Annotated in this window: 20 protein-coding genes, 2 pseudogenes and 1 riboswitch; of the genes and pseudogenes, 5 read left to right on the top strand and 17 right to left on the bottom strand. The window is 62.7% G+C overall.

Annotated elements, in window-relative coordinates:
* Window positions 1-196: 196 nt before the first annotated feature.
* The 15 genes from ACH196_RS21190 to ACH196_RS21120 form a co-directional block, all read right to left on the bottom strand.
* Window positions 197-955: a hydroxymethylpyrimidine/phosphomethylpyrimidine kinase gene (locus tag ACH196_RS21190; protein ID WP_396648968.1), complete on the bottom strand. Its 759-nt coding sequence runs from the start codon at window positions 953-955 to the stop codon at window positions 197-199.
* Window positions 946-1,551 carry a thiamine phosphate synthase gene (locus ACH196_RS21185; protein ID WP_396648912.1) on the bottom strand — a complete coding sequence of 202 codons (606 nt, stop codon included), beginning with the start codon at window positions 1,549-1,551 and terminating at the stop codon, window positions 946-948. The genes ACH196_RS21190 and ACH196_RS21185 overlap by 10 nt, the downstream gene beginning before the upstream one ends.
* Window positions 1,548-2,321 (bottom strand): thiazole synthase, encoded by a 774-nt coding sequence (locus tag ACH196_RS21180; protein WP_396648911.1) that lies wholly within the window; start codon window positions 2,319-2,321, stop codon window positions 1,548-1,550. Before ACH196_RS21180 ends, ACH196_RS21185 begins: the two co-directional genes overlap by 4 nt.
* Before the next feature lie 2 nt (window positions 2,322-2,323).
* Window positions 2,324-2,521, bottom strand: a complete 198-nt coding sequence (gene thiS, locus ACH196_RS21175; RefSeq protein WP_396648910.1) for a sulfur carrier protein ThiS — start codon at window positions 2,519-2,521, stop codon at window positions 2,324-2,326.
* Window positions 2,490-3,491 carry a glycine oxidase ThiO gene (thiO, locus tag ACH196_RS21170; RefSeq protein WP_396648909.1) on the bottom strand — a complete coding sequence of 334 codons (1,002 nt, stop codon included), beginning with the start codon at window positions 3,489-3,491 and terminating at the stop codon, window positions 2,490-2,492. Before thiO ends, thiS begins: the two co-directional genes overlap by 32 nt.
* Window positions 3,488-5,323, bottom strand: coding sequence for a phosphomethylpyrimidine synthase ThiC (gene thiC / locus ACH196_RS21165; RefSeq protein WP_396648908.1), 1,836 nt, complete (start codon window positions 5,321-5,323; stop codon window positions 3,488-3,490). Before thiC ends, thiO begins: the two co-directional genes overlap by 4 nt.
* 103 nt (window positions 5,324-5,426) lie before the next feature.
* Window positions 5,427-5,543, bottom strand: a riboswitch (TPP riboswitch).
* 91 nt (window positions 5,544-5,634) lie between these two features.
* The gene (locus tag ACH196_RS21160; RefSeq protein WP_396648907.1) at window positions 5,635-6,618 is read right to left on the bottom strand and encodes a beta-ketoacyl-ACP synthase III; all 984 of its coding nucleotides are present in this window, start codon (window positions 6,616-6,618) and stop codon (window positions 5,635-5,637) included.
* On the bottom strand, window positions 6,615-7,880 hold the full coding sequence (locus tag ACH196_RS21155) for an adenosylmethionine--8-amino-7-oxononanoate transaminase (protein WP_396648906.1): 1,266 nt from the start codon (window positions 7,878-7,880) through the stop codon (window positions 6,615-6,617). Before ACH196_RS21155 ends, ACH196_RS21160 begins: the two co-directional genes overlap by 4 nt.
* Window positions 7,880-8,515, bottom strand: coding sequence for a dethiobiotin synthase (gene bioD / locus ACH196_RS21150; protein WP_396648905.1), 636 nt, complete (start codon window positions 8,513-8,515; stop codon window positions 7,880-7,882). Before bioD ends, ACH196_RS21155 begins: the two co-directional genes overlap by 1 nt.
* Window positions 8,512-9,651 (bottom strand): 8-amino-7-oxononanoate synthase, encoded by a 1,140-nt coding sequence (locus tag ACH196_RS21145; RefSeq protein WP_396648904.1) that lies wholly within the window; start codon window positions 9,649-9,651, stop codon window positions 8,512-8,514. Before ACH196_RS21145 ends, bioD begins: the two co-directional genes overlap by 4 nt.
* On the bottom strand, window positions 9,648-10,655 hold the full coding sequence (gene bioB / locus ACH196_RS21140) for a biotin synthase BioB (RefSeq protein ID WP_396648903.1): 1,008 nt from the start codon (window positions 10,653-10,655) through the stop codon (window positions 9,648-9,650). Before bioB ends, ACH196_RS21145 begins: the two co-directional genes overlap by 4 nt.
* Before the next feature lie 87 nt (window positions 10,656-10,742).
* Window positions 10,743-11,570: a carboxylating nicotinate-nucleotide diphosphorylase gene (nadC, locus tag ACH196_RS21135; RefSeq protein WP_396648967.1), complete on the bottom strand. Its 828-nt coding sequence runs from the start codon at window positions 11,568-11,570 to the stop codon at window positions 10,743-10,745.
* A gap of 26 nt (window positions 11,571-11,596) precedes the next feature.
* Window positions 11,597-13,138, bottom strand: a complete 1,542-nt coding sequence (locus tag ACH196_RS21130; protein ID WP_396648902.1) for an L-aspartate oxidase — start codon at window positions 13,136-13,138, stop codon at window positions 11,597-11,599.
* Entirely contained in the window at window positions 13,135-14,109 is a 975-nt protein-coding gene (gene nadA, locus ACH196_RS21125; RefSeq protein ID WP_396648901.1) for a quinolinate synthase NadA, read from the bottom strand. Before nadA ends, ACH196_RS21130 begins: the two co-directional genes overlap by 4 nt.
* A gap of 67 nt (window positions 14,110-14,176) precedes the next feature.
* On the bottom strand, window positions 14,177-15,145 hold the full coding sequence (locus ACH196_RS21120) for an NrtR DNA-binding winged helix domain-containing protein (RefSeq protein ID WP_396648900.1): 969 nt from the start codon (window positions 15,143-15,145) through the stop codon (window positions 14,177-14,179).
* A 337-nt stretch (window positions 15,146-15,482) separates the two neighbouring features.
* Here ACH196_RS21120 and istA point away from each other — a divergent pair.
* Window positions 15,483-17,049: pseudogene (gene istA, locus ACH196_RS21115) on the top strand (IS21 family transposase).
* A complete protein-coding gene (istB, locus tag ACH196_RS21110) occupies window positions 16,982-17,710 on the top strand; it encodes an IS21-like element helper ATPase IstB (RefSeq protein WP_396648899.1) in 729 nt (242 codons plus the stop codon). The pseudogene istA and the gene istB overlap by 68 nt, the downstream one beginning before the upstream one ends.
* A gap of 74 nt (window positions 17,711-17,784) precedes the next feature.
* Here the strand turns inward: istB and ACH196_RS21105 are convergent, their stop codons facing one another.
* Window positions 17,785-18,015, bottom strand: a complete 231-nt coding sequence (locus ACH196_RS21105; protein ID WP_396648898.1) for a hypothetical protein — start codon at window positions 18,013-18,015, stop codon at window positions 17,785-17,787.
* A gap of 235 nt (window positions 18,016-18,250) precedes the next feature.
* Window positions 18,251-18,460: pseudogene (locus ACH196_RS21100) on the bottom strand (reverse transcriptase domain-containing protein); the annotation flags it as partial.
* Window positions 18,461-19,124: 664 nt separating this feature from the next.
* Between ACH196_RS21100 and ACH196_RS21095 the strand changes: the two are divergent.
* The 3 genes from ACH196_RS21095 (at window position 19,125) to ACH196_RS21085 (ending at window position 23,260) form a co-directional block, all read left to right on the top strand.
* Complete coding sequence (locus tag ACH196_RS21095) at window positions 19,125-20,363, top strand: dienelactone hydrolase family protein (RefSeq protein WP_396648897.1); 1,239 nt, start codon at window positions 19,125-19,127, stop codon at window positions 20,361-20,363.
* Between the two features lie 240 nt (window positions 20,364-20,603).
* Entirely contained in the window at window positions 20,604-22,031 is a 1,428-nt protein-coding gene (locus tag ACH196_RS21090) for a purine-cytosine permease family protein (RefSeq protein WP_396648896.1), read from the top strand.
* 89 nt (window positions 22,032-22,120) lie between these two features.
* Window positions 22,121-23,260 carry a zinc-binding dehydrogenase gene (locus ACH196_RS21085; protein WP_396648895.1) on the top strand — a complete coding sequence of 380 codons (1,140 nt, stop codon included), beginning with the start codon at window positions 22,121-22,123 and terminating at the stop codon, window positions 23,258-23,260.
* Window positions 23,261-23,394 lie beyond the last annotated feature (134 nt).

Here is a 23,394-nt window from a genome sequence, read left to right as displayed (position 1 = left end):
TCTGGCGCGAAGGAGCATAGCGATGGCCAGTTTTTGAGCGTGCAGCCGTCGCGGAACCATACGGGACAATACGGGAAGAATGTCTGACCTGTGGCCACGAAAAAGATAATTAAATCAAAGTCTTGAGGTTGCCTTCCGGGCCTACCAAAATCTAAATGACGAAGGTCGATTCTTGGACCGCGAGGAAAAACGTTGGTCAACCTGCTTCGATCTTCTGAAAGCTCCCGAAAACAAGCAGCTTGCCTTTGCGCACGCTGTCGTCAAGCGGGTAGCCCTTCGCCAGATGCGCCGCAATCGCGCTGGCCAGCATGCATCCCGTTCCACGCATCGACGCAGCAAGACGCGGCGCGTCGAAGCGGACAGGCTGTTGATCACGTCGTAGCAGAATATCGATCGACCGAGGTCCCGATGCGTGACCGCCTTTGATGAGCAGGGCCTGCGCACCCGCGGCCAGCAATTGCCGGCCCTGCCTGATTGCGCCAACATCGTCGACGGCGCGCTCCGCGCTGGCAAGAAGCGCCAACTCGATGAGATTGGGCGTGACCAGGCGGCAAAGCGGCATCAGATCATGCATGACGCCAACGGCATCGGCCTCCAGCAGCGCCCGGCCTGACGTGGAGGCGAGCACCGGATCGAGTATCGCCGGAACCTGCGGGTATTCCCGCAGCACGGCCGAAACGGCAACAATGGTCTCGGCGGAAGCCAGCATGCCGATCTTGATGGCAGCGACCTCGTTGGCCTGGAGCGCGGCGCGCATCTGGTCGGCCACCAGGCTTGGTGGCGCATGATGGATTTCCGACACCGCATCGTGTGTCTGCACCGTCAGCGCGGTGACGGCAAGGCAACTGCGCACGCCGATGGAAGTGATCGTCTCGATATCGCGCGCTATGCCGGCACCCCCGCTGGAATCCGAACCGCCGACGGCAAGCACATGCGGTTCTCGCCTCAGCGCCATCGCTCCGTCTGTTCGATCCATTCCCGCGTGCGTGCTTCGGGGTCGGCATTCAACGTGATGTCGGTGACGACTGCCGCGCTGTCCGCGCCGGCCGCGAAAACGCCGTCGAGCCGCTCTGGGTTGAGGCCGCCAATGGCAACCAACGGGATTGGAGCGACCCGGCGCTTCCACTCGCCGATCCGCTCCAGCCCTTGCGGCGCCCATTTCATCTTCTTCAGGATGGTGGGGTAGACGGGGCCGAGCGCGATATAGTCGGGCTTGGCGGCCAAAGCCGTTTGCAGTTCAAGATGATCATGGGTGCTGAGCCCGAGCCTGATACCGGCTGCCCGTATCCGGGCAAGTTCGGCGGCCTGCAAATCCTCCTGGCCGAGATGGACGAAGTCGCAGCCTTCCTCGATTGCCAGTCGCCAGTGGTCGTTGACGATGAGCTGGCAGTCGTGCTGGACGCACAAAGCCTTCGCCTTGCGGATTTCTGCGCGCAGCCGAGCCTCGTCCATGGTCTTGATGCGAAGCTGAACCAGTTTGACGCCGAGCGGCACCAGCCGCTCGATCCAGGCGGCGCTGTCGACGATCAGGTAGAAGGGATCGAGCTTCATGAGAAGACCGCCCTGCCGAAGGTCGGCGTTGACGGCACGGCGACCTCGCGCGGCTCGAGCATCCCCGAGCGGAAGGCCTCATGGCCGGCTTCGACCGCCCTGCCGAATGCTCGCGCCATGCCGACCGGATCGGCTGCCTTGGCGACCGCCGTGTTCAACAGCACGGCGTCAAAGCCGAGTTCCATGACTGTGGCCGCATGCGATGGTCGCCCGAGGCCTGCATCCACGATCAGCGGAACGCCGGGGAAATGGGCGCGCATCGAGCGCAGCGCCGTCATGTTGACCGGCCCCAGCGCCGAACCGATCGGCGCGCACCACGGCATCAGAACCTTGCAGCCTGCCTCCAGAAGCCGCTCGGCGACGACGAGGTCGTCGGTGGTATAGGGGAATACCGAAAAGCCGTTCTCGCACAGGATGCGGGCGGCCTCGACCAAGCCGAACACGTCCGGCTGCAGCGTGTCGTGGTTGCCGATCACCTCGAGTTTGATCCAGGTCGTGCCGAACAATTCACGCGCCATGTTCGCGGTGGTAACGGCTTCCTTGACGGAGTGGCAGCCGGCGGTGTTGGGCAGGACTTTCGTGCCGAGCGCGCGGATCAGCGACCAGAATTTTTCGCCGGCCCGGCCGCCCGCCATCTCCCGTCGCAAGGACACGGTCACCACCGAGGTGCCCGAAGCCTTGACCGCATCGGCAAGGATGGCTGGCGAAGGATATTGCGCCGTGCCGAGAAGCAGGCGTGAGGGAAGCGTCGTCCCGAAAAGCTCCAACATCGCTAGCCTCCCTGCATCGGCGAGAGAATTTCGATCCGATCGCCGTCGTTCAACCGGAATTCCGCCCGATGGGCTTTGTGCACGAGGTCGCTGTTGACGGCCGTCGCCAGCCAATCGCCTTCATAGTCGAGCGCGGCGACCAGTTCCGCCAGCGTGGCGGCAGCAACCTCATGCGCTTCGCCGTTCACGATCAGTTTCATGGGTAGACTCCAATGGTTCGTCGTAACCGAAGGCCATTTCGGCCGCCCGGCGCGCCGTGGCGGGCGCCAGGAGAAAGCCATGCCGATAGAGGCCGTTGATCGCGATGGTGTCGCCGCTCGCTTCGACGCGCGGCAGGTTGTCTGGAAAGGCCGGACGAACGCCGACACCGGTTTCGATGATGCCCGCCTCGCCAAAGGCCGGATGGAGCGCGCAGGCAGCGCTGAGCAATTCCATCATCGAACGGACTGTGATCGGCCCCCCGGACTGGCTTTCGATCATCGTCGCGCCGAGCATGAAATGGTGGTCGGCGCGCGGCACGATGTAGAGCGGGAAGCGCGGGTGAAGCAGCCGGACCGGGCGCGACAGCGAGACATCGGGCGCCCTTAGGACCAGCATCTCGCCGCGCACGCCGCGCAGCCTGTCGTCGCCCGCCGCCATTCCCGTGCAGTCGATCCGGCGATCAAAACCGGGAGCCTGCCCGGCGCCGGCGCCGAAGCGGAATTCGACACCCATGGCTGTGAGCTTTTCATGCAGTGCCGCCATGGCTTGGCGCGGGTCGAGGTGGGCCTCGCCTGGGAAGAAAAGTCCACGGCGGAAGCGGCCGCCGAGGTCGGGCTCCAGATGCGCGATTTCGTCTTCATCGACATGCCGGTGACCCGACGTGCGGCTGGCGAAGCGGTCGAGCTCGCCCGCATCGCGCGGTGCGGCCACGAGCAGCGTTCCGGCCCGTGTCACCTGGCCGGGCGTTGCCACGTCCCACCAATCGGCAGCGTCGCGTCCGAGGTCCAGCACCGGCTGTTCGGCACTTTCAAGCTCGCACCAGGGCGCCAGCATGCCGCCGGCGAACCAGGACGCATTGCCGCCGACACAAGCTCTTGTCTCCGCAACGGTCACGGTCGCGCCGAGGGTGGCGAGCTCGAAGGCAGCGGTGAGGCCGGCGACGCCGGCCCCTTTGACCAGAACCTTCATGATGGCTCACGCGCCTGTGGCGTCAGCGGTGCGCCGGTCTCGCCGGCCGGCATATAGAGGTCGCCGCCCTCGCGGTATTTTGCCGCCATCGCCGCCATGCCTTCTTTCTGGGCCTCGGCCCGGATGTCGTGGGAAATGCGCATGGAGCAGAATTTCGGCCCGCACATGGAGCAGAAATGCGCCAGCTTGTGCGCTTCCTTGGGCAGGGTCTCGTCGTGGAACGAACGCGCCGTTTCGGGATCGAGCGACAGGTTGAACTGGTCCTCCCAGCGGAACTCGAAGCGCGCGCGGGAAAGGGCATCATCCCTGACTTTTGCCGCTGGGTGCCCCTTCGCCAGATCAGCGGCATGGGCGGCGATCTTATAGGTGATCACGCCGATCTTGACGTCATTGCGGTCGGGCAGGCCGAGATGTTCCTTCGGCGTGACGTAGCAGAGCATGGCCGTGCCGAACCAGCCGATCATCGCCGCGCCGATGCCCGAGGTGATGTGGTCATAACCCGGCGCGATGTCGGTCGTCAGTGGTCCCAGCGTATAGAACGGCGCCTCGCCGCAGACGGCGAGCTGCTTGTCCATGTTCTGCTTGATCTTGTGCATGGGAACATGGCCCGGCCCCTCGATCATCACCTGGCAGTCCTTCGCCCAGGCGATCTGCGTCAGCTCTCCAAGCGTTTCCAGCTCGGCGAACTGCGCCGCGTCGTTGGCGTCGGCGATCGAGCCCGGACGAAGGCCGTCACCGAGCGAGAAGGACACGTCATAGGCGCGGCAGATGTCGCAGATCTCGGCGAAATGCTCGTAAAGGAAGCTCTCCCGGTGGTGGTGCAGGCACCATTTGGCCATGATCGAGCCGCCGCGCGAGACGATGCCCGTGACCCGGTCAACGGTCAGCGGGATGTAGTGCAGCCGCACGCCGGCGTGAATGGTGAAATAGTCAACGCCCTGTTCGGCCTGTTCGATCAGCGTGTCGCGATACACCTCCCAGGTCAGGTCCTCGGCGATGCCGCCGACCTTTTCCAGCGCCTGGTAAAGCGGCACCGTGCCGATTGGCACCGGCGCATTGCGCACGATCCATTCGCGGATGTTGTGAATGTTGCGGCCCGTTGAAAGATCCATCACCGTGTCGGCGCCCCAGCGGATCGCCCACACCATCTTCTCGACCTCTTCGGCCATCGACGAGGTGACCGCCGAATTGCCGATATTGGCGTTGATCTTGACCAGGAAGTTGCGGCCGATGATCATCGGCTCGCTCTCGGGATGATTGATGTTGGCGGGAATGATCGCCCGCCCGCGCGCCACTTCGTCACGCACGAATTCCGGCGTGACGAAATCGGGGATCGCCGCGCCGAAGGCCTCGCCGTCGCGCTGAAGCTTGCCGCGCAACATCTCGCGGCCGAGGTTCTCGCGGATGGCGACGAATTCCATTTCGGGCGTGATCATGCCGGCGCGCGCATAGGCAAGCTGGGTCACCGCCTTGCCGGCATTCGCCCGCAGCGGACGATTGCGGATAGGAAATTCCGGCGTCAGGCGCTCGCCCGTCGCGAACCCATTGTCCTCCGGCCGCACGTGACGGCCGTCATAGGCCTCGACATCTCCGCGGGCGATGATCCATTCGTGGCGGTGCCGGGCGAGGCCCTTTTCGATGCTGGTATCGACTGTCGGGTCGGTATAGGGACCGGACGGATCGTAGACGGTGACGGGCGGCTCGCCGGCCGTCGGATGCACGGAGATTTCGCGCATCGGCACCCTGACCTGCGGGTGGAGGGTGCCTTGCTTGTGTATCTTGCGTGAGGCGGGCAGCGGTCCCGTCGACACGGCAGGGGTGAGGGCATTCATCTTGAGGCTCCTTTGCTCATGCATTGGAGACCCAGTTCTGTGCCGGAAGGATGAAAAGACGCTTCTGTTGACCTGCCGAAACAGGACCTCGGGCGTTAACTCCCGCAAAGCGCTTGCACCGTCCCTACGCCAGTATGAACTGGATCAGGTTCAACGGGTCACTGCGCCGCGAAAGCCAGCAGTATCTCAGCCCCTTGCCGGGACTCCCCTGGTGAATGTCTCAGGTTGAACGGGCGGGTGCCGCTTTGTCAAGCCGTGTTTGCCCGGCCATCTCATATAGCCAGTCTGTCCCGTCAGCGACCACAACCCGGCTAGATCCCGACCACCAGGGCGCCGCCGCTGAGACCCGCACCCGCCGCCGCCAGAAGAACCTTTTCACCTGGCATGAACGGCTGCTTCCGATGGGCAAGCGATAGCGATAAAGGGATCGTCGCGGCGGAGGAATTGCCGTATTCGGCGATCGTCTTGACGACTGCGTGATCTGCAATGCCGAGGTTTCGTCCGACCGCATCAAAAATGCGGGCATTGGCCTGATGCGGCACGAACCGATCGATGTCTTGCGGTCGCGTGCGGGCCGCGCCCAATGCATCCCGCGAGCAGGCGGTCATCATCTCGACAGCCTTGCCGAACACTTCGCGGCCGTCGGTGATCGTCATCCGCGTTTCCCCGATGTCGAGGTCACCGTGGAACGGCTTGTTGCTTCCTCCGGCTGGGATCTGGATCAGTCCGTAGCGCGAGCCGTCCGAATCTACCGAAGCACCGAGAATGCCCCGGTCGGGTTCCTCGCAGGGGCCAATCACCACCGCGCCGGCGGCATCGGCAAACAGCACGGCGCTGGCGCGCTCGGCCGGATTGATGCGGCGGCTGAGGATGTTGGCGGCTATGACGAGGCTCGCTTTGCCGTGCAGGCGGGTGAACCCGTCGGCGAACATCAGCGCATAGATGAAGCCGGCGCAGGCGCCGGTCAGATCGACCGCGCCCGCACGCCCCAGCCCAAGCCGATGGGCGACCAGCGGCGCGCTGGGCGGCAGCAGGTGATCGGGTGTCGAGGTGGCAAGCAACAAAAGACCGATGTCGCTGCGGTCGATGCCGGCGTTCGCCAGCGCCATGTCGCCGGCATGAGCGGCAAGGCCCGACAGCGTGTCTTCGTCCGTGGCCCAGAAGCGCGACCGTACCCCGGTGCGCCGCTCGATCCAGCCGGGCTCGAGCCCGAGACGATCTTCGATTTCCGGGTTCTCGACCTTGCGCGCGGGCGCATGATGGCCGAACCCGAGAAGGCGCGACGATCGGCTCATGGCTTCGCGCCGAAGCGTTCGCCGGCCTCCTCGATGGCGTCATAGAGCCCGTCCAGCTCGTCGCCGGTGATGCAATAGGGTGGCAGAAGGTAGAGGACATTGCCGAGTGGGCGCACGAGCAGGCCGCGCTCGAGGAAAAAAGCGCGCAGTTTTGGCCCGATCTCGGCCAGATAGCCGGCGGAGCCGGTGCGCAGATCGAGCGCTGCGATCGTGCCGGTCGCCCGACTGTGGGCGAAGTAGGGATTGTCGCCAAAGCGCCGAAGCCCGGCGGTCTGTCTCGCGCTCAGGGCCGCGATACGCTCGGCCACCGGCTCGTCACGCCAGATCTCGACATTGGCGAGTGCCGCCGCGCAGGCAATCGGATTGGCGGTGTAGGAGCTCGAATGGAAGAAGGTCTTCTTCCGGTCTTCGGAATAGTGAGCCTGGAAGATGGCGTCGGTGGCAAGCGTGGCCGCCAGCGGGATGGCGCCACCGGTCAGGCCCTTCGAGGTGCACAAGATGTCCGGAGAGATCGACGCCTGTTCGCAGGCGAACATGGTTCCGGTTCGTCCCCAGCCGGTCATCACCTCGTCGGTGATCAGCAGCGTGCCGGAGGCCTCGGCGATCTTCTTCAACTCGGCCAGAACCCAGGCCGGATACATCAGCATGCCGCCGGCGCCAAGCACGAGCGGCTCGATGATCAGCGCGGCCGCGTGCCGGTCGCGGGAGACTGCCTCGAAGCGATCGAGCGTCTCCTGCTCGCGCCCGGCGGCCGGGAAGGGGATGGTGTCGACCTCGAACAGCAAGGGTTCGTATGTGGCGTTGAACACGCCGCGGGCGCCGACGCTCATCGTGCCTATCGTGTCGCCATGATAGCTGTGCTCCATGACGACGATCCGCGAGCGCGGCGCGCCAATGTTGCGGAAATGGCCGAGCGCCATCTTCAGCGCGACCTCGACGGAGGTCGAGCCGCTGTCGGAATAGAACACCCAGTCGAGGCCGGGCGGAGCGAGGCTGGCAAGTGCCCTGGCCAGGCTTTCGGCCGGCTCGTGGGTAAAGCCCGCGAAAATGATCTGGTCGAGGCTCGCCGCGGCCGTCTCGATGGCCTTCATGATGCGGGGATGACGGTGGCCATGGGTGACGACCCACCAGGATGAGATGGCATCCAGGATGCGCGTGCCGTCGGCCTTGCGGAGGTAGGCGCCTTCCGTCCGGACGATTACCGGGATCGCCGGCTCGAGCGCGTGCTGCGTGAACGGATGCCAGACCGAGGACCGCGCCATCATTCCTCTCCGGCTATTTGGCCGAGGTCGAAGTTGGCAACGATCGCCGCCCTCAGCGCATCGGTGGTCAGCGGATCGAGCCGCGGCAGCCGGCCAAGCTGCGCCACACCGCCGAATTCCACGATTGTCCTTTGCGTATCGGCTACCTCTTCGCCGATGAAGGCGACGCCGATCAGCGGGATGGAGTGCGCCCGCAGCGCCTCGATCGACAGCAGGGTGTGGTTGATTGTGCCGAGCGCAGTGCGGGCGCACAGAATGACCGGCAGTTGCCACTGCTCGAATATGTCGATGAACCTTGTCCGCCGGTTGAGCGGCACCATCAGCCCGCCCGCGCCTTCGATGACGAGCGGACCCGGCACGACCGGAAGCGAGAGGTCCGTCGCCTCGATCGAGACGCCGTCGATCTCGGCCGAACGGTGCGGCGAAAGTGGGCTCTTCAAGCGGTAGGCTTCCGGCAGCACGCGCTCTGGCGGCAGGCCGGCGAGCCGCTTAACGACTTCGCTGTCAGTCTCGCCGTCGAGACCTGACTGCACCGGCTTCCAGTAGAAGCCGTCGAGCAGGCCGGTCAGCCCGGCCGAAAATACCGTCTTGCCGATGCCGGTATCTGTTCCGGTGACGACGATGCGCTTGGTCATGCCGAGGCCAACACTTCGGCAAGCGCCTCGACCATGGCCGAAATGTCGGCCTCGCCGATGTTGAGCGTCAGCGCAATGCGCAGCCGCGATGTGCCCTCGGGCACCGTCGGCGGACGAATGCCGCGAATGTCGAAACCGCGCGCCTGCAGCGCCTCAGCCACCGCCATGGTGCGCCTGTTATCGCCGATGATAAAGGGCTGGATCTGCGAGCCGCTGGGCTTCACGCCGCACCGATCGGCCAGGTGGCGGCCCGCGAAGGCGACGCGCTCCTGCAACTGGACACGGCGCATCGGCTCATCGGACAGCATGGCAATCGCCTCGCGCACTGCCACCGCTATCAGCGGCGATGGCGCGGTGGAGTAGATGAATGGCCGGCAGCGGTTGACGAGATAGTCGCACAGCAGTCCCGGCCCGGTGACCAGCGCGCCGGACGCACCGAGCGCCTTGCCGCAGGTGTGGAGCGCGACGATGTTGTCGCGGCCCTCGAAGGTGGCGGCAAGGCCGCGGCCGTCCGGCCCCCAAACGCCGGTGGCATGCGCCTCGTCTACGACGATGAAGGCCTCGTGCCGATCGGCAAGCGCGACCAGGCCCTCCATCGGCGCGCGGTCGCCATCCATGCTGTAGAGGCTTTCGACCACGATCCAGACGCGCCCGGTGCCGCCCTCGGCGCGCCAGCGCGTGATAGCATCCTCGACAGCATCGACGTCGTTATGCGCGGCGAGTTTGAACTCGGCGCGTCCTGCCCGCGCCCCCTCATGCATGCTGGCATGGGCGAGTTCGTCGAGGATCAAAAGGTCGCCCTTCTGCGGCAGGGCGGTCAGCAGCGCGAAGTTGGCGATATAGCCGCTGCCGAAGAACAGCGCCCGTTCGGCTCCGAAAAACACCGCCGCGTCCGCCTCCAGGGCCTCGTGCTCCGGTGCATTGCCGCGCAACAGCCGCGACCCGGTCGCGCCGACCGGCGTGCCCTGTGCGATCGCCGCCGCAACCGCGTCGCCTAGTCTTCTTGAAGCGGCGAGCCCGAGATAGTCGTTGGACGAGAAGTCGAGCCCGTGACGCGGCGCCAGCATCCGCAGCCGGTCCTTGCGCGCCAGGCCGCGCAAGGTCGCGTCATAGCGGGCAAGCGGCGCTTCGATCATTGCGTGTCGAGTTCCATCGGCTCGATGCCGAGGCGCCGGAACAGCAGAGTGTCCTTGTCCTCGCCCGGATTGTCCGCCGTCAGCAGCGTGTCGCCGACGAAGATCGAATTGGCGCCGGCAAAAAAGCACAGCGCCTGCATCTCGTCGGTCATCGCGGTGCGGCCGGCCGAAAGTCGGACATGCGATTGCGGCATCATGATTCGCGCCAGCGCGATCACGCGCACGAACTCGATCGGCCCGATCGGCCTGGCGTCGGCAAGCGGGGTGCCGGCGATCGGGATCAGCATGTTGATCGGAACGCTTTCCGGATGCTCCGGCAGATTGGCCAGCGTCACCAGCATGTCGATCCGGTCCACCGGCTCTTCGCCCATGCCGACAATGCCGCCGCAGCAGACCTTGATACCGGATTGGCGTACATGCTCGAGCGTGTCGAGCCGGTCGGCAAAGCTGCGCGTGCTGATGATCTCGCTGTAGTAGCGTTCGGACGTATCGATGTTGTGGTTGTAGTAGTCGAGGCCAGCCCGTTTCAGACGAGCGGCCTGCTCGAGATCGAGCATGCCAAGCGTCATGCAGGTTTCCATGCCCAGCGCCTTGACGGCCTCGACCATGGCGACGACCGCATCCATGTCGCGCGCCTTGGGGCTTCGCCAGGCCGCGCCCATACAATAGCGGGTGGCGCCGGCGTCACGCGCCTTGGTCGCTTCGGCTATGACGCGCCTGACCTCCATCAGCTTTGACGCCTTCAGGCCTGACTGGTGATGCGCCGACTGGCTGCAATAGCCGCAATCCTCCGGGCATCCGCCGGTCTTGATGCTGAGAAGCCGGCTGAGCTGGACCTTGTTGGGATCAAAATTCTGACGGTGAACGGTTTGCGCCTGAAACAGCAGGTCGTTGAAAGGCGCATCATGCAGCGTGCGGGCCTCTTCCAGGGTCCACATCCGCCCGCTGTCGAAGGATTGATCCTCAGGCATGGTCTTTTCCGAAATCGCTGCGTGCATTTCCATGCTGTTCCCCTTGCGTTGTGGCGACGTAGGCCGCTTGAGCCTGACGGACCGCGCCGAGAAGAGCCGGGTCGACGGTCAGTCCGACGATCAAAGCTCCCGGTAGTCCAGACCGATATCGAGGATCGGCGCACTGTGAGTTAACCAGCCGATGGAGATCAGATCGACACCGGTCGTGGCGATGGCTGGCGCCGTCGCGGGCGTGATCCTGCCTGACGCCTCGGTGATTGCCCGGCCGGCAACGACAGCGACCGCGTGGCGCAACTCGTCAACCGGCATATTGTCGAGCAGGACAGCGTCAGGCGCGAAGGCCAGGGCCTCTTCCAACTGGGCCAGCGTATCGACCTCGACTTCGATCTTGACGAGATGGCCGACGCTGCTTCGCGCCCGCTCGATGGCAGGGCGAATGCCACCGGCTATGGCGATGTGGTTGTCCTTGATCAGAATAGCGTCGTCCAAGCCGAAGCGGTGATTAGAGCCGCCACCGGCGCGCACGGCGTATTTTTCGATAGCCCGCAAGCCGGGTGTCGTCTTGCGCGTGCAGACGACCTTTGCTTTGTGCCCGCGGATCGCATCGACAATCGAAGCCGTCGCCGTGGCGATGCCGCTCAGATGGCTGAGAAAATTGAGCGCGGTCCGCTCCGCGGTGAGAATGGCCCGGGCCGGGCCAGTCACCGAGGCGATGCTCTCTCCTTGCGCGACCTGACTGCCGTCCGCACGATGCACGTTCATATCGACGTTCTGGTCGATGAGCCGGAAGGCAAGCATTGCCAGGTCGAGCCCTGCGACCGTTCCAGCTTGGCGCGCTGAAAGCACGGTTGTCGCATGACGGTCCTTCGGCACGATGGCGTCCGAGGTCAGGTCTCCAGCCCTGCCAAGATCTTCGATAAGAGCTGCCCGTACCAGAGGCTCGAGCATGATTGTGGGAAGTGGTGACAGGTTCGTCACGAGACGCTTTCCAGCGCTGGGGAGGATGTGAATTCCCGCGCTGCGGCCATGGCCCCGTCGAGCGTGATCTGGGAGCGGCAGGCGACGGCAGCGCGATGCGGAAAGTCGGTCCGAAAGTGAGAACCGCAGCTTTCCCGGCGCAGCAAGGCGGCAACCGCGATCATCAGCCCGACGGCGGCGGGATCGGACGCCATGTCGTGCCGCTGCAACAGCAGCAACAAGGCCCGAACAGCCTGTTTCAAGTTTTCGCCATCCCGCAGGACGCCCAGCGCACGCGACAGGAGAGACTGCACAGGTTTTGGATCGGGGAATGGCAGATCAGCCGCTGCCGCCTGCTTTCCACTGCCGCCAGACCAGCCAGCCACGCTTTCGGCAACCCAGCGGGCGCAGACGACGGCTTCGGTCAGCGAGTTGCTGGCAAGCCGGTTGGCGCCGTGCAGCCCGGTTGAGGCGACTTCGCCGCAAGCCCAAAGTCCCCGAACCGAGCTGCACCCGGCAAGGTCCACGGCGACACCACCCATGTGGTAGTGCTGCGCCGGGCGGATTGGAATGAGGTCACGCGCCGGATCGATGCCGACGTTGCTGCAGGCTGATGCGATCGTGGGAAAATGCTGCTGGAATGTCGCGCCCGGCCTTTCGCGTACGTCGAGGAAAACGCGATGGCCGTCGGCAAGATGTCTCCAGACGGCGCGGGCGACGATGTCGCGCGGTGCGAGTTCCTCCCCTCGCACGCCGTCGAGAAAACGTCGGCCCGTCTCGTCGACGATCGTTGCGCCTTCACCGCGAACGGCCTCGCTGATGAGCAGCATCGGACGGCCAGGCCCGTCAAGCGCGGTCGGGTGGAACTGGATGAACTCGAGGTCGGCAAAAACTGCACCAGCGCGTGCGGCTAGTGCCAGGCCCTGTCCGCAACTGCCGAGCGGGTTTGTGGTATCATGGAACAGGCCGCCGATGCCTCCAGTGGCGAGAACGACCCGTCCCGTGGCGAGGAATACCGGCCCTGTCGGGCAGTTCGCGAGAACACCGGTGACCCTGCCATCTTCCACGCCCAAGCGGCGCGCTTCGATGCCCTCGACGACCGCTATCGTCGGCGTGGACCGCGCGGCGGCGACAAGCCCGCGCATGACCTCCCGTCCGCTGCCGTCACCCCCGGCATGAACGATGCGCCGGCGACCATGCGCGGCTTCCAGCCCGAGACGCAGAGCTCCTTCGGGTGTCCGATCGAAGCGAACACCAAGGCGCGCCAAATCCTCGATGGCTGTGGGCGCCGCGTATACGATGCGCGTTGCTGCTTCCGCGCAGCAAAGGCCGTCGCCTGCAGCAAGCGTGTCGGCAAGATGGAGCGCCGGTTCATCATCGTCGCCCAGGCTCGCTGCAAGCCCGCCCTGCGCCCAGGCACTCGACGCGTCCGCACCAAGCGGTGATTTCGACAGGAGAAGCACCGGCTCCGGTGCCAGATGCAGCGCAGTCATCAGCCCGGCTATGCCGCCGCCGATGATCACCGGTCGGCCAGCGAGATCGCGGACGTCAATGCTCATACGGCCAGCATCCGCTCGACGGCCAGCCGCGCGCGATCGGCGATTTTGGGTGAGACGGTCACGACATGACGGTTCTGCTCGAGCGCGGCACGAATATTGGCGAGCGTTATCCGCTTCATGTGCGGGCAGAGGTTGCAGGGTCGGATGAACTCGACCTCGGGATGCTCCACCGCGACGTTGTCGCTCATCGAGCACTCCGTCATCAGCACGACGCGAGGTGGCTTCCGCTTGCCTACATAATCGGACATGGCGGCGGTCGAACCAGAAAAGTCAGCTTCCGCGACTACTTCCGGTGGGCACTCGGGATGCGCCAGCACCGTCACACCGGGATGATCTTCGCGCAACTGGCGGATGTCGGCGGGCGTGAAGCGCTCATGCACCTCGCAATGCCCCTTCCAGGCGATGATCTCGACCTCGGTCTGGGCGGCGATGTTCTGTGCCAGATACTCGTCCGGCAGCATGATTACCCGCGGCACACCGAGCGATTCGACCACGGCAAGCGCATTGCCTGAGGTGCAGCAGATGTCGGATTCGGCCTTCACTGCAGCGGACGTGTTGACATAGGCGACAACAGGCACGCCGGGGTAGCGCTGCCGCAGCAGCCGAATATCTTCCCCAGTGATTGACTCTGCCAGCGAGCAGCCGGCCCGCATGTCGGGAATGAGTACGGTTTTGCCCGGATTGAGGAGCTTGACGGTCTCGGCCATGAAATGCACGCCGGCAAGCACGATGACATCCGCTTCGACCGTCATCGCCTTGCGGGCAAGCGCCAGGCTGTCCCCGACGATGTCGGCGACACAGTGGAATATCTCCGGCGTTTGATAATTGTGCGCCAGGACGACGGCGTTTCGCTGTCGCTTCAGGTCGAGAATAGCGTCGATATCGTCTGCGAAGGCCGGCCATTCGATGGGCGGGATCACTCGTTGTACCCGATCGTAGAGCGCGGTCGCACGTGCGGAGGTAACTAGCATGGTCAGCCCCAATTATGCTCAAGTTGAGTATAATCCGGGCATATGCTTAACTTGAGCATAAGGAATGTCAAGCGCGTGAAAGTGGCAATTTGGTCCCTGCGACAGTTCGTTCCGCTAGAACCGTCTGGCGAAAGCGGAAGCGCTTGGCTGGACGCCCGCCGGTACCGGACATCGTCTCGCCCGTCTCTTCGACCAGATCCTGCTGTTCGATGAGACGCCGGAAATTCTGCTTGTGAACGAGCCTGCCCGCCAGCGCCTCTACGGTGCGCTGCAGCTGCAGCAGCGTAAATACCGGCGACATCAACTCGAAGACAACGGGTCGATATTTGATCTTTGTGCGAAGCCTTGCGATTCCAGTCGCCAGAATGCGGCGATGATCGCCAATCATCGTCCGGCCGGGAATCGACGGCGCGCTGCCTGCATTCCAGCTGGGTCTGGCTTCCGCGACCAGAGCGGCTTCATAGAGCAGTTCGTACCGCTGCAGGACAAGTTCCTCGTTCCAGTCGCGCTCACCGAAGCCAAACGCGATTGCCACGCGCTGCCGGCGATCGTGACGCATGTCGGGGTCATCGGCTTCATCAGCCCAGGCCTGCAGTCGGGGCACAAGGATGTCAGGCAGTATCGACGGCACTCCCGCACGGTGATCTTCCCATGGAAAATAGTCGTACCATCTGTGCCATCCATGCGTTGGCGACCTCTCCGTCTGCTCTTCCCGCGTCAGGCCGAGATAGCTGATCGAGATCACTCGCTGCACACGCTCGTCTCTGGTCCGGTCGCGATCGGCGAAAGTGTAGAGCTGCTCGATATAGCCCAGCGGATGACTGGTCTGCCGCTCTACCCAAGCTCTTAGCCCCGACTGCAAGGAGCGATGGTCGAGCTCAAAGGGGCCGGACGGCAACGCATTCGTCTGGCCGATGGTCAGGACGCGTGGCTCACCATTCGTCACGGCGATCACAACGGCGATCAGATCCGCGCTGACGGCCTGGCTGCGGTCACTTCCTGCGGTTTTCTTCGCCAGTGTTGTCTTGTCTTGCATTGGGGTTTGAAGGAATTCCGATTATCAGCGGGGGCCATCGTGAGCGAAGGGTGGACTGCCGCCCGCTGCCCGTCAACGTTCCGCACGGAACGGCGCGTGCACCGGCCGCAGGTCTTTGTCCTTCGCATCTGCACAAATCTATGCCAAATGCGACCGCCGGGTGGCTAATGTGTCAGGGAAGGATGCCATGAGCGCGACGCACCATGTCAGGGCGGTGACGTGTGTTTCGGCGTGCAAAATTGACCCCCTAGGCGGGGTTATCGGCGTCCAATTTTGACCCCCCTCGTTGTTCCGTTCTGCAACCATCCGCTTGGTGTTTCGAGCGGATGGAGAGGGGATGAAGTCGGTGGATACGATCGCCCGTGTTCGGCGCGCCTTCCATGTCCAGGGATGGTCGCTGAAGCGGATCAGCCGTGAACTGCACGTATCGCGGAACACGATCCGCAAGATCCTGAGGTCCGATGAGACGTCGTTCTCCTACGCGCGCGAGCGGCAGCCGAAGCCGAAGATCGGCCCGTGGCAGGATCAGCTCGATGCCCTGCTGAACGGCAACCATGGCAAGCCCGAGCGTGAGCGGCTGACGCTGATCCGTATCTACGAGGAGCTTCACGCGCTGGGCTATGAAGGTGGCTACGACGCGATCCGTCGCTACGCGAAGACTTGGGTGAAGACGCGGGGGTCGGCGACCGCTGAGGCCTTTGTGCCGCTGTTCTACCCTCCGGGCGAGGCCTACCAGTTCGACTGGAGCCACGAGATCGTGCTGATCGATGGCGTTACGGTGACCGTGAAGGTTGCCCACGTCCGGCTTTGCCACAGCCGCATGATGTTCGTCAGGGCCTATCCGCGCGAGTCGCAGGAGATGGTGTTCGACGCGCACGACAAGGCGTTTGCCTTCTTTGGCGGTGCCTGCACGCGCGGCATCTACGACAACATGAAGACGGCGGTGGAGACGGTGTTTGTCGGCAAGGACCGGCAATACAATCGTCGCTTCCTGCAGATGTGCAGCCACTATCTGATCCAGCCGGTGGCGTGCACGCCGGCGTCGGGCTGGGAGAAGGGCCAAGTCGAGAACCAGGTCGGCCTGGTGCGCGAACGCTTCTTCACGCCGCGGCTGCGCTTCAAATCCTATCAGGAACTCAATGCCTGGCTGCACGACAAATGCATCGCCTACACCAAGGCGCACCGCCATATCGAGCAGCCCGAGCGCACGATCTGGGAGATGTTTGAGGAGGAGCGCGGCAGCCTGGTCGAGTATCGCGGCCCCTTCGATGGCTTCCACGCCATGACGGCCTCCGTGTCGAAGACCTGCACCGTGCGCTTCGACAACAACAAATACTCCGTGCTCTCGACCGCTGTCGGCAGGCCCGTCGAGGTCCAGGCCTATGCCGATCGGATCGTCATCCGCCAGGATGGCGTGAACGTCGCCGAGCATTCACGCTGCTTCGGCCGCAACGAGACGGTCTACGATCCCTGGCACTACGTTCCGGTGCTGGCCCGCAAGCCCGGCGCGCTGCGCAACGGTGCTCCCTTTCAGGACTGGCAGTTGCCCTCGGCGATGGAGCGGATACGGCGCAAACTGAAGCCGGCCCATGACGGCGATCGGCAGATGGTGGCGATCCTGACCGCCGTTCTCAGCGACGGCCTCGACGTGGTGGAGGCGGCCTGCCAGGAAGCGCTCGACCAGAACGTCTGCTCGGCCGCCGTCATCCTCAACATTCTGGCCCGTCGGCGCGATCCGGCGCCGGCCGTCACCATCCTCACCCCGGACGCACTCCGCCTGCAGCACGAGCCGCAGGCCGACTGCGCCCGCTACGACAGCCTAAGGAGGGCAAGCTGATGGAACGCACCCAGGTTCTCGACCTGATGGGAACGCTGAAGCTCTATGGCATGCGCAGCGCCTATGACGAGGTCATGGCGACCGCCATCAAACGCCAGCACGAACCGCCCCGGATCGTCGGCGACCTGCTCTCGGCCGAGATATCCGAGAAGCAGGCCCGCTCGATCAAATACCAGCTCACCGTCGCCAAGCTGCCGCTGGCCAAGGATATCGAGGAGTTCGACTTTGACGGCACGCCCGTCAACGAGGCGCTGATCCGGGATCTCGCGAATGGCACCTTCGTTGCCGACCAGCGCAACGCCGTCCTCATCGGCGGCACAGGAACCGGCAAGTCGCATCTCGCCATCGGCATCGCCCGTGCTCTTATCCGCAACGGTTCTCGGGGCCGCTACTTCAACGTTGTTGATCTGGTCAACCGGCTCGAGACCGAACACCGTGGCGGCAAGCAGGGCCGCATCGCCGACTATCTCACCCGGCTCAACTTCGTCGTGCTCGATGACCTCGGCTATCTGCCCTTCGCCCAGGCTGGAGGCCAACTGCTCTTCCACCTGATCAGCCGGCTCTACGAACGGACGTCAATCATCGTCACGACCAACCTGGCCTTCGGCGAATGGCCATCCGTCTTCGGCGACGCCAAGATGACCACCGCGCTGCTCGATCGGCTCACCCATCACTGCGAGATCATCGAGACCGGCAACGAGTCCTGGCGCTTCAAGAACCGCGCCTGATCAACCAACTCTCGCCAAACTGACCCGCGCTCGCCCCGGGCTGCGCAACCCCGACCAGCTTCGCCCGGCGAGCGCTACTCGTCGCGCGCTACACGAAGGGGGTCAATTTTGGACGCCGATCCAGGGTCAGTTTTGCAAGCCGTTTGACACCAGAATCCCGTCGGCGAACCTGCGGCAGCCGTAGCACTGAACTTTGGGACGCCACGACGGCGCAGTTCCTTGTAGCGGTTGTGCCCGTTCCCCCACTGCCGCCAAAGGTACGAGCGTAGCCTTCGGCGGATCCACGCTTCCAAGTTCGCAAGCACTCGTGGGGTCTGGCAGAAGCCGAAGTAGCCGCGTCATCCGATGAGGTATGGCTTCAGCTCTTTGATCAACTGCGGCAGACTGATCCCCCCCTGTCCGGCGTGTCATGTCCCGGATCAACGTCTTGAATTCGTCGAGGGCCTTTGGCGCGATGCGCCGCTCGCTCCCGTCATTCGCGATGCTGAATCCAAGGAACTTCCGCTCCTCCGGCCGCGCCACCCCGCTCTTCGCCTCGTTGACCTTCAGCTGCATCTTCTTGGTCAGGAACCGGCTGACGGAGGCTATGACCCGTTCGCCGGCGCGGCGGCTGCGAACATAGATGTTGCAGTCGTCCGTGTAGCGGCAAAAGCGGTGACCACGCCGGGCCAGTTCCTTGTCGAGGTCGTCGAGCAGGAGGTTACTTAGGAGGGGCGAGAGCGGACCGCCTTGCGGGGTCCCTTCGTCCACCGGACGGACCAAGCCGTCCTCCACACCCCTGCATTCAGGAATGCTCGGATGAGTTTGAGCACGCGCTTATCGGACACCCTCGCCGCGACGCGCGCCATCAGGCTGTCGTGATTAACACGGTCGAAAAATCTTTCGAGTGGCCTGCTGCCGGTTTTTCGGACACGAGATTAAGCTAAGATAGCTTGTTCCTCAAGCTCGGCGGGGCTCAGATAGCCCAGCAGGCCATTCTTCTTCATTCAGCGGCTCATTCACACGTCGCTGCTCTACAAGTGGATTCCGAAGCGGGCCAAAGGCTGGTTCGTTCGCCCCAGAAAGACTGCGTCGCTCTTATCCCGATCCGTCACGAGACGGGCCAGCGACGTTGCGATCGTTGGTCATACCCGACGCATCGAATGTGTGGCCTCAAGGGCGCAACGGCCGACTTACGTTGCTAATCGTGGAATGCTCCGTTCGACTAATCGCAAGAATCGGTGTTGCGCCTCCCCGGAACCAGCGCCTTCGACGCTCGAATTTCTGCGCATTGGCGCACCGGGGCTGTTCACCGACTACTAGATTCCTATTGACACATCAAAAATCTTATATGAAGAATTCAATTATGAATTTATCATGAAGGCGAAATAGCGGCAGTGGACGCGACGATTGCCGGCGATCTGGAGGACCAAGCATGACGGGACAATGGATTGAACTGTCCGCAGCCGACGGCGGCTTCAAGGGTTATTTGTCGGTTCCTGCATCCGGTTCTGGACCAGGTATCGTATTGTTGCAGGAGATATTCGGCGTCAATGCCTCGATGCGTAGTGTAGCTGACTACTTCGCGGAAGAGGGTTATGTCGTTCTTGTGCCTGATTTGTTCTGGCGGCTTGAGGCTGGCGTGGACTTGTCATACGCGGACGCGGACGTTGCTAGGGCAATGGAGTTCAATCAACGATTTGACATAGAATTGGGGGTGAAGGACGCGGCCTCCGCCCTGGCGGCGCTGCGTGGGCGCCCTGAATGCACGAGCAAAGTAGGCGCGCTCGGTTTTTGCCTGGGTGGCAGGCTCGCTTATCTGCTGGCGGCTCGAACGGACATCGATTGCGCTGTCAGCTATTATGGTGTCGGCATCGATGCTCATCTTGCCGAAGCTCCGGCGGTGAAGTGTCCGATCGTGTTCCATTTCGCCGAACTCGACCGCTTTGTGCCGCAGGAGGCGCGCGCGCGCATTCAAGAGGCGTTTGCGCAGCGTCCCGACATCGAGTTCTATTCATATGCTGATTGCGATCATGCTTTTGCATCCTCGGAGCGGGCAAGCTTCAATAAGTCCGCGAGCCTAATGGCGCATTCGCGCACGATCGCCTTGTTTCGCAAGGCGATGGGTCCGCATTACGATCTCGACAGCCTATGGCAACGCCACAGCGACTTGGAGTTCATCGAGCGCGATGTCGATGCGACGATGGCGACGATGGTGCCCCAGCCTTACGTAAATCATATTCCCACTCTGACGGGTGGTGTTGGATATCGCGACCTCCACCGGTTCTACAAGAACCACTTCATCCCCAAGAATCCAGACAACGCCAAGGTGGTTCCGATTTCGCGTACCATTGGCGCGGATCGGATCGTCGACGAGTGTCTGCTGTGCTTCACGCACGATATTGAGATCGACTGGATGCTGCCGGGTGTTCCGCCAACGGGCAAGTATGTCGAGGTCCCCTTGGTCGCGATCGTCCGTTTCCGCGGCGACAAACTCTATAACGAGCACATCTATTGGGATCAGGCGTCGGTTCTCGTTCAGATTGGCTTGCTGGAGCCTGACAATCTGCCGGTGGTCGGAGTCGAATCAGCAAAGAAACTTCTTGACGAGGCGCTTCCATCGAACGCGCTGATGGCCCGTTGGGCGGAAAGCGCACCGGAAGCTACCGGCTAGAATCGGAATCATCGAAGCTTTGGTGCGAGGATAAAGTTCCGCCGAAGAATAGACGGTTGGCAGCTCCTTTGGCCACCCGATCTGGCAGCGTCTAACCCAAAGCAAAGACGATGACCCCAGTCATTTAGGGCGTGCCCGTGCATCGATACGTTTCTCTTCGGCACGACTCCAGGAGGAGGTGTTGGCGCCGTTGTCTCTAATCAACGAACACAATCTGGTTGGGTGAAAGGGAGCAGGGGGATGAAAATAGACGGGAGGATGGAGGATCATGCGCTCGAGCCAGTGCCGCAGCATCTGCGGCAGGGATGGCTAAAGCTATCCTGGAATACGGCGGGTATCGTGACCACGCTGGTTCAGCTCTTTTTGGGGGCGTTATCGACCTTTGTCGCTGGCTTTAAGATTGCGATGGCGGCGGGCGTCTTCGTGGCAATCATCGGCTCGCTCATCGGATGGGCATGTGGGCATGTTGCCTTTAAAACAGGGCTGTCCAGTACGGTAATGGCGCGCCATTACGGTTTTGGTAAGCGCGGAAGCCTGATCGGTTCACTCATATTCGGCTTTATGATCATCGGATTCTTGGCTCTCGAGAATGCACTGCTCTATGCGGGCTTCCGTTTTGCGCTTGGATTCCAGGATACATTGGCGAACAAGATTGTTGTCTATGGGCTTTTGACCGTCGCCTGGATTTTCTTGACGGCCTACGGATTCGAGGCCGTTTCGAAGGTATCGACCTATACGCTGGTCGCCTTCGTTGGGCTGTTGCTGTTCATCACCTGGAGAGTCGTGAGCTCGTACGCGGACGGTCACATTTTTGACTTTCCTGCACTGTTTCCGCCGGACGTCCTCGCCAGCCTTGGCGCTAGCGACGATCTCGGAAAGTTCATTTTCTGCGTAAATGTGCTCGTCGGTGCTGCTGGGGCGCTCGCATTGGTAGATGCGGACCTGGGCCGGTATGCGAGAAGTTCCTTCGATATTGGTGCGGCGGCTGCGGTAGGTAACCTCTCGGCACAGATTTGCATGGTGTTTGTCGGCGGGGTGTTCATGTACGCTGCCATGGGCGAACTGGTGACGCACTACACGACCGTGATGCAGATGGCTCCGGACGCGGCGCAAAAACTGGCGATGAGTCCGGAGGGTGTGACCGCTGCCTTCCTGCTGTTCGGTGGTGGAATCGGCGTCGCGCTCATGGTTCTGGCGCAGGGCAAGGCACAAGTGCTGAACACCTATAGTGGCTCGCTTGCGCTTTCCAATCTTTTTGACGCCGTGGGGCTTCGAATGAACAGGGTCGTGATGGTCGTCATCGCCAACCTGATTGGCCTCTTGATGGTGGCGCTCGGAATATTGGACCAGTTTAACGCCTGGATTGAGATCCTGGGAGTGATCACGACCGCGTTCGCGGGAATCATGATCGTCGACTACTTCTTCATAAGCCGCAAAGTAGGAAGCCGCGGTTTGTCCAGCATGGAGTTGGTCAATTGGGCTGGCGTGGTTACAACGATCGTTGCTACGATTTTGGCTCATTTTGTTCTGAACAAGATCGTGACAATTCAGTTCTTCACCTCACTTGGCGTCAGTGTGATACTCTATCCCGCCTTGCGACTGAGCTTGTTCAGACCTAGTCCTGCTAGCGGCGCCGATAGCTCCACTACACCGGAGCCCATTTCGTGACTTTCGCTGGCGTGCCGCGAGACAACGAACGCACGAATTCGAGATGCCTTTTCCAGCAACCTGCAATTGGCCGACATTAGGAGCACCCTATGACTGAAAGCCTAGCCGCAGTCATCACGAAGTTTAAGGCGCCCGCCGAGCTGTGGCGCGTTCCTCTGCCGGAAATCGAGCCGTCGTCCGCCCTGATCAGGGTCGATGCGGCGACCTTGTGTGGGACAGATGCCCATCGCTGGATGGGGCATTTCACTGAAGGGGGCGGCGACCAGCCGTTTCTACAGCCTCTGACTCTGCCCTACATTCCAGGGCATGAGACATGCGGTACGATTGTCGATACCGGAGGGGCCATTGTCGATGTGCTCAACGTGCCGCTTAAGCCCGGCGATCGCATAATTTCAGCCTATGCGCATTGTGGCCATTGCTACTACTGTCGCGTGTCGACGCAAACGTCGTTGTGCCACGAAGTCAAGAGCTATGGGCATTCCCATCCCAGTCGGCTGGTGGGAGGATGCAGCGAATATCATTATTTCCCACCAGGAGCACAGTTCATTCGAGTGCCAGATAACGTGGCGCCCGAAATTGCGGCCTCCGCCGCCTGCGCACTGCGGACCGTCATGCATAGCTTTGAACAATTGGGGCCTATATCGAGCCACGAGACCGTTTTGATTCAGGGATGCGGACCGCTTGGACTTTACGCCCTGGCGGTCGCCAAGGATCGCGGCGCCAAGAAGGTGCTGGTCATCGGAGCGCCGGCGGCGAGGCTGGAGGTTGCGAAACAGTGGGGTGCGGACCACGTACTTGACCTGACCGAAGCGGCCGACCCTGAAGAGCGTGTCCGATGGGTTCGTGATCTAACACTCGGGCGTGGAGCGGATATCGTGTTGAATTGCGCGAATTCGCACGCGGTGGCCGAGGGTCTGCGAATGTCCAGGCCTGGGGGCCGCCTCGTTCAGGTTGGAATCTCGGGCGAGGGGGATGTGCGGATATCGCCCCGGCTTCTGTTTCGCGGTGTTCAGATCTTTTCCACGGTGATGGCGAGCGCCAGGCACTTCTATGAAGCCATCGAATTCGTCGCGACGCGGCAAAAGCACTTTGATTTCAACAAATTGATCTCAAACAGATATTCGCTTGACCGAGCGTCTGACGCGCTGCTGGCGATGAGCGAGTTTAGGGAAGTAAAGCCGGTCATCATCCCGCAAGTCGCTGCGGACGCACCGACGCTGGCGCAATGAACTCCGGTCGACGCTAATCTGACCGGCGATCTTGCTGGCGCTTGTTCCATGGCCTTAAGCCCGCCAGATCAAAAGATCTGCAAGCGATTGAAATGGCTTGGCTTTTCGCCGGGGCGCCTTTCGTCGCCGTATCC

It is taken from the genome of Mesorhizobium sp. IMUNJ 23232 (genome assembly GCF_044326205.1).
Taxonomy (GTDB): Bacteria; Pseudomonadota; Alphaproteobacteria; order Rhizobiales; family Rhizobiaceae; genus Kumtagia.
This window is presented reverse-complemented; position numbering and strand designations above follow the sequence as displayed.